This is a genomic window from Komagataeibacter nataicola (assembly GCF_003207795.1).
Classification (GTDB): domain Bacteria; phylum Pseudomonadota; class Alphaproteobacteria; order Acetobacterales; family Acetobacteraceae; genus Komagataeibacter; species Komagataeibacter nataicola.
Window position 1 is genome coordinate 1 of record NZ_NIRT01000064.1, and the last position, 5,920, is coordinate 5,920.

10 protein-coding genes are annotated in these 5,920 nt (G+C 44.4%); all 10 read left to right on the plus strand.

Features of this window, described 5'->3' with window-relative positions; genetic code table 11:
• Positions 1-200: 200 nt before the first annotated feature.
• Entirely contained in the window at positions 201-356 is a 156-nt protein-coding gene (locus CDI09_RS18365) for a hypothetical protein (protein ID WP_167370274.1), read from the plus strand.
• A 126-nt stretch (positions 357-482) separates the two neighbouring features.
• Positions 483-692 (plus strand): helix-turn-helix domain-containing protein, encoded by a 210-nt coding sequence (locus CDI09_RS19040; protein WP_078528677.1) that lies wholly within the window; start codon positions 483-485, stop codon positions 690-692.
• 81 nt (positions 693-773) lie between these two features.
• On the plus strand, positions 774-1,061 hold the full coding sequence (locus CDI09_RS16950; protein WP_078528674.1) for a hypothetical protein: 288 nt from the start codon (positions 774-776) through the stop codon (positions 1,059-1,061).
• 107 nt (positions 1,062-1,168) lie between these two features.
• Complete coding sequence (locus CDI09_RS16955) at positions 1,169-1,813, plus strand: AAA family ATPase (RefSeq protein ID WP_078528671.1); 645 nt, start codon at positions 1,169-1,171, stop codon at positions 1,811-1,813.
• Positions 1,810-2,073, plus strand: a complete 264-nt coding sequence (locus tag CDI09_RS16960) for a hypothetical protein (RefSeq protein WP_078528668.1) — start codon at positions 1,810-1,812, stop codon at positions 2,071-2,073. The genes CDI09_RS16955 and CDI09_RS16960 overlap by 4 nt, the downstream gene beginning before the upstream one ends.
• 2 nt (positions 2,074-2,075) lie before the next feature.
• Complete coding sequence (locus tag CDI09_RS18370) at positions 2,076-2,285, plus strand: hypothetical protein (protein ID WP_170120513.1); 210 nt, start codon at positions 2,076-2,078, stop codon at positions 2,283-2,285.
• Between the two features lie 321 nt (positions 2,286-2,606).
• The gene (locus CDI09_RS17980) at positions 2,607-3,140 is read left to right on the plus strand and encodes a hypothetical protein (RefSeq protein ID WP_146220939.1); all 534 of its coding nucleotides are present in this window, start codon (positions 2,607-2,609) and stop codon (positions 3,138-3,140) included.
• Positions 3,130-4,248 (plus strand): phage baseplate assembly protein, encoded by a 1,119-nt coding sequence (locus tag CDI09_RS16965; RefSeq protein ID WP_110571453.1) that lies wholly within the window; start codon positions 3,130-3,132, stop codon positions 4,246-4,248. Before CDI09_RS17980 ends, CDI09_RS16965 begins: the two co-directional genes overlap by 11 nt.
• Positions 4,249-4,259: 11 nt before the next feature.
• Positions 4,260-4,814: a phage baseplate assembly protein gene (locus CDI09_RS16970; protein WP_078528663.1), complete on the plus strand. Its 555-nt coding sequence runs from the start codon at positions 4,260-4,262 to the stop codon at positions 4,812-4,814.
• Positions 4,815-4,849: 35 nt separating this feature from the next.
• Positions 4,850-5,188: a hypothetical protein gene (locus CDI09_RS17985; RefSeq protein WP_146220940.1), complete on the plus strand. Its 339-nt coding sequence runs from the start codon at positions 4,850-4,852 to the stop codon at positions 5,186-5,188.
• Positions 5,189-5,920 lie beyond the last annotated feature (732 nt).

Consider the following 5,920-nt stretch of genomic DNA (forward strand, 5'->3'; position numbering starts at 1 on the left):
CCAGAATGCCTCCTTCAGAGAATGGTCTGCATCCTATGAATCACATTTTTAAACCGATGGGTACCCCGTGAGTCAGGCCAAACAATGGTTGGTATAAGATATGTAGCTACATGTAGAAAACAATTGACGACATATAGCTACACCTTTATAACGGTGAGCAACAGAGGCAATGAAGCCCTGTTAAATTGAGGCAAAGCCCAATGGCAAAATACACCATCATTTTTAAGTTTCTTGGCGTTTGCTTCCCCATAGAAGTGGAAGCCCTTGGACCCCATGAAGCGGAGATCAAAGCCCGCGTGGAGTTCAGCAAGCTAATGCTGGAACGCTCCAGAATCATCGGCACCCATAAACACTAACCCAAACACCAAGGGCACAAGCGGCCCTTGGCATCCTACATCGAGGACATAACCCGATGCTCAAAGACCTTAGAATCATTATAGTGTTCTCATGGAAACGCTTTCTTATGCGCAGGAGAACCGCCTATGACCCCCACCAGAATACGCGAGTGCCTTGCGCTCTTACACTGGTCACAGCGCGAGTTGGCGAAGATCCTTAATTATGGCGAAGGGACGGTAAGGGGCTGGTGTCGCGGTATACAGCCCATCCCTCAAGATGCGGCGGCTTGGTTGGAAATGATGGCACAGCACGCAGAAGCAAATCCGCCACCAAAAAGGCAACATGTAGCTATATGACGTGTTGACTACATAAAGCTACAAGTTTATATAGATACGTATGCGAGGCATTGAAGCCCGCTTTGTTGAGGATATACCCCGATGGACGTGACCCCGAAGCCCGTAAAAGTTGGAGACCTGTTTAAGCTTTATAAGCTTGGAACAGAGAATGAGACTCGCTTTTACGAAGTGGTGAAGGCCACCGGCGAAGGTTTCAAACAATCAGTGATGATTCGCGAAGTGGGGCGCATTGCGGATGTGAAACGGAACGGCGATCTTAAAAACGTTGTTCCCATACGCGGCGATTACCTTGGCCCCGCCTTTCGCCGCAAGGTCCATTTGTTCGGCATCGAGGTGGCTAAAAATGAATGGGCCACTCATATAGGCTAGAAAGGGAAAGGGGCTTTATGAAGCCCCTTCTACATATAACTACATCTAGTTGTATCTTTTGCACCATGATGATATGACTGTGTGAAGATACAGGAATACGAAGCATCATGAAGCAAGTTATAGCTTTTGCGGCGTCCAAGGGTGGCGCGGGTAAATCCTCAACCTGTCAGATCGTGGCCGAAGTTTTGAGCCATCACGGACAGGTAGTGACTATCCTTGATGGAGATCCCAATGAACCCCAGGTAAGGTGGCGCACGGGAACCTCTAAACTGCCCATCACGGTTATCGGTGACATTACGGAAAACAACGTAGTGAAGCACATCAATGCCGTTGATGAAGGCTACGTGTTGATTGACCTAGAGGGTGTGGCGTCAAGGCTGGTGGCTCGCGCCATCGCAAAAGCTGATCTTGTGGTGATCCCTTTCCAAGCCAGTACGCTTGACGCGGCGGAAGCAGGGAAGACCATCAACTTGATTACCGAGGAGGAGGAGATTGTAGAGCGCAAGATCCCCTTTAAGGTCATGCTCTCCAGGACAAGCCCTGTCATTAAAACTCGGCTTGAAACTGACTTGGCGGCGCAGCTTGAGCGCAACGGCCTTCCGTTGATGCGGAACCAGCTTAACGAGCGCGCTGCCTTCAAAAGCGTTTTTGCGTATAAAACGTCCCTGTATGAACTGGACCCTGAAAAGGTGAACGGTATCCCGAAGGCCATCGAAAACGCGGAAGCTGTAACCAAGGAAATCGTATCATGAATGATGATTTTGGCATCAGGAAGAAACCAGCGGACAGGGATTCCACCCTTGAAAAAGTGGACCGCGTTGCGGAGAAGCTTGGCTTTGCCAGCCGCGAAGGACGCAAGCGCAGGAACGCGGTAGGGCCAACTATGCCCGTAAATGTTAAGCTTCCAGAAGATACCTACAATGCGTTTTTGAAGTTTTGTGATGATAATGAACTCACATACCGTAAAGGCATTGAAAAGCTGCTAATCAAGGCAGGTTATATCGAGGAATAAAGATGACACAGTTTATCGAATATCATGATATTTCGACTAGCTCTAATGTTATCGTTAACAAGAACCAGATTAAAGATATTAGAGAAAAAAGAACATCAGGAGGTGGCCACGATCATTATGAAATAACGTTTATTAACGGAACTACTGTTAAAGTAAGAATGATAGGAACAGAAACATCTCGCGAACATTTTTTGTATGAACTTAACAGATAGAATAAAGGGGGAGCCATTGGCTCCCCCTTTTAGTTTAGTGAGGTAACAGTATAATAACGGAAAAACAAATGAGTGGTCGAAGGTCAATCTTTACCTTACCTATCTGAATTTCAACCATCTTAAAGTGCCTTTTATAAGTGCCGCCGATGCGGCCAGTTACAAGGATACGGGGCTGCTAAAGGTCATGGGATACCAAAATCCCTTTTGTCATAAATTCTAGGGATCTTGATATATGACGATTAACGTCCCCGTATATTTGTTTTACCTGCGTCAAAAAGGTGGATATTACCGCTAAATACCTTAAAACATTAAGGTATAAACATGGACGTGCAAACTACATTACAAACAATGCTGGAAGCCTTTACAGACCCAATGTTAAAGGTTCAAGCACTTATCACTATAATACAGGAATATGGGTATAACAGTGATCTAAGGACAGTGGTTAATAACAGCGTAGAATATGGAAACGTGCGTCAAAACGCACTAGTTCTTATTGGAACCATAGTGCCAGATATTACTTTTACAAGTTCCACGGACGCAGAAAACTTAAAAAATCAACTATCCTACATCTTTGATGCGGAAAACTATTGCGTATCTGATAAAGGTTTATTCTCATACCTTAACCAGTTACAGGCCGCTATCCAGACTGTTATCAGCGAAAACGGTTATGGTTTGCCGGAATTGGTAACTTATGAAACAAAGGTGTCTTTGCCAGCAGCCCTTATATCTCAAAATCTGTACCAAAGTGGCTCATATGACGACGATATAGTTTTAAGAAACAATAATAATGTTAAACATCCGCTGTTTATGCCATTAGCTTTGGAAGTTTTATCGGGGATAAGCGATGGCAACTAACATTTCAGTTACGACCACAAAGCCATATACCCCGAAAACCGACGCTTTACAGGTTTTGATAAACAAGAAGGTTTATACAAACTTTCAAGGTTTCCAGTTCCAAAGGTCAATGGAGCAAGTGCCATCAACCTTCCAGATGGAATTGTTATGTGATGGCTCAAACTTTCCGCCTATTCTTAGTAATGAACCAGTGCAGATCTACCTGCAAAAGAAAATGATATTTTCAGGAATGGTGGAGATGAAAAACATAGCCATTTCTGGGAACAACGTTCATTCACTGGTGATAAGCGGAAGATCGGGGCTTAAAAAGTTAGTGGATGGCAACCCCATCTACCCAGGCACGAGTATAAACAACATCCAATCCCTAGAGGATCTTTGTCATGAGATATGCGGGCTTTATGGCATCGGTGTTATCAACAAGTCACAGGCGCAGGATAAGAGCGCATGGAACAGTGTTCCCTATAACATAGGGGATACAGGGTGGAGCATCTTGGATAGGTATGCCCGTTATCAAGGCAAACTTCTCTATGATAACGGTTACAGCGCCTTGGTTATTGCAGACGTTGCCACTCAAGCGACAACGGTGCTCAACGAAAGATCGCCGCTAACCTCATACTCATATAACGAAGACATAACGCAAAGGTATGCGAATTACGAGGTGATATGGCAACCATTCACCACGCAATCACAAACAGGTTTGCCACCAGTCTTTAGCGCCACAGATCCCCAGGCGGGAATCTTTGCGAATGAAAACAGGACTCTTGTAACCATCAACAGCACCAGTGACCAAGATGGAACTTTGGCACAAAGGTTTGCGAACTGGCAGGCAAACAGAAATTATGGGCGCAGCAGGTCCGTTAGCGTCACACTCCAAGGATTTACGGATGCGGGCGGGCAGCTTTGGGACGTAAACCAGATGGCGGCCATAAACCTGCCCATGATTAACGTGGTCTCAGATTATATGGTCACGGCAACAGTTTCATACTCATACAACGCACAAAGCGGCTCTAGCACTACCATGACATTATACCCCCAAGAGGCATTTAGCTTTGAACCAACAACTTTATATCAAAGTAACCCCGCTCTACAATCTTTGCCGGGTTCATAAGAAAGGATCATATGGAAAGACGAATCAAAGAATGTGAAAACAGGATAATACACCTCGTTAAAACGGGTACTGTTAGCAACAATATCAACACAAAGGATACCATTCACAACTGTCAGATTACACAGATGGCAGGCTATGAAGTTCATAACAACGTTCCCGTGTATGGAACATGGGGCATTACATCAACGGCCCCTGTTGGCTCCCAGGCGATCACATTGTCAGGTTATGGCGCAGCCAACAACAAAATAGTAATCGCTACCCATGACGTAAAAACCCATCCAAAGAATATGGGTGAGGGCGAAACACAAATATATGATGCTAATGGACAATCACTGTATTTGTCAGTGAACGGAGTTGTAGTTTCATCAAAAGACGTTTTTGAGATCAAGCAAGGAAACAATACTATATTCACCATAGATAAAAATGGTGTCTCCATTAATGCAAATGTTAAAGTTACAGGTGCGATCACCGCAACTGGCGACGTTAAGGCGGGCAATATCTCACTTGATAGCCATACACACAGCGGCGTTGAAGCAGGTTCCGCGAATACTGGTGCTCCGCAGTAAATAAAGAAGTATAATATATTTTTAGGAGAAACATTTTGAAGAAAGCATTATATGCTTTCGCAATTATTTTGTCATTATCTCTAGTGGCATGTTCTGAAAAACACGTAGAGCAGGGGACTATTACAGCGGAAGCAACTCTAGCAACATTAGAAACAGCGGCTTACCAATATTCAGAAGGTAAGTTCGGCGCTGTAGATCAAAGTATCGTAGCGCAAATCAAAGTCTATGACGAAGATGTTTACACGCAACTGGTAAAAGTGCGCGAAGCCGCACAAAATGGACAGGCAGTATCAACAGCGGATCAAGCTGCATTGGCCGCCGCATTATCAGCATTTCAAACATACTTGACAACAAAAGGTATCATTAAAAACTAAGAAAGGATTATTATGGACTTAGCAGCAATCGCAGCATTAGTAGAAACAGTCATTAGTGACGTTCCTACTTTGATACAGATAGTGGAACAGCTTATCGCTATCTTTAAGGAAAACAGAGCGCCAACCGCATCGGAATGGGCATCCATGAACGCTCTAGTAGATAAAGCGCACGCAAATCTACAGAACGGCGCACAATAATGGCAAGACCACATTCCAATATCTTGAACGAAAAGCCAAACAAGCAACATACAAACTTTCAAATATTGGAATGTGATGTTGTTCCAGAGGCGTATTACATCACCTATCAAGGTAAGGCAGTTTCACTAAAGAAAGAATACAAGCTTGGCTTAGGAACAAAAGCATATCTACCTAAAGTAATGAGTGAGCGTAGATGCAAAAGAATTTGCAAGTTTTTAAACAAACATTTCAACACAACGGATTTTAGCTACGAAAGGTGTAAATGATACAGCTACAATATGATAACACATTACAGTATTGCCAATGGTCCATAGTGCCAGTATGGCAGCTTGATATTGAAACTGAAATCCTAGTTGCTCTTGGTACGGATCGCGTTGCGGAATCAACATGGACCAAGACCACAGATAAAAGGGGATGGTGGGGAAACCCTAACCTAGCAGCCTGTCGGGTTGGGCATTTTGCGGCTGATAACGCCGAGGCTGACCCGGCTTATGCTGCCTGAAGCCGTGCCATTCTTTTGCAGTTGTATGCGAG

Bases quoted from the DNA above. Each gene is read 5' to 3' on its own strand.
- CDI09_RS18365 (WP_167370274.1), top strand. From the start codon at position 201: ATGGCAAAATACACCATCATTTTTAAGTTTCTTGGCGTTTGCTTCCCC.
- CDI09_RS19040 (WP_078528677.1), top strand. From the start codon at position 483: ATGACCCCCACCAGAATACGCGAGTGCCTTGCGCTCTTACACTGGTCA.
- CDI09_RS16950 (WP_078528674.1), top strand. From the start codon at position 774: ATGGACGTGACCCCGAAGCCCGTAAAAGTTGGAGACCTGTTTAAGCTT.
- CDI09_RS16955 (WP_078528671.1), top strand. From the start codon at position 1,169: ATGAAGCAAGTTATAGCTTTTGCGGCGTCCAAGGGTGGCGCGGGTAAA.
- CDI09_RS16960 (WP_078528668.1), top strand. From the start codon at position 1,810: ATGAATGATGATTTTGGCATCAGGAAGAAACCAGCGGACAGGGATTCC.
- CDI09_RS18370 (WP_170120513.1), top strand. From the start codon at position 2,076: ATGACACAGTTTATCGAATATCATGATATTTCGACTAGCTCTAATGTT.
- CDI09_RS17980 (WP_146220939.1), top strand. From the start codon at position 2,607: ATGGACGTGCAAACTACATTACAAACAATGCTGGAAGCCTTTACAGAC.
- CDI09_RS16965 (WP_110571453.1), top strand. From the start codon at position 3,130: ATGGCAACTAACATTTCAGTTACGACCACAAAGCCATATACCCCGAAA.
- CDI09_RS16970 (WP_078528663.1), top strand. From the start codon at position 4,260: ATGGAAAGACGAATCAAAGAATGTGAAAACAGGATAATACACCTCGTT.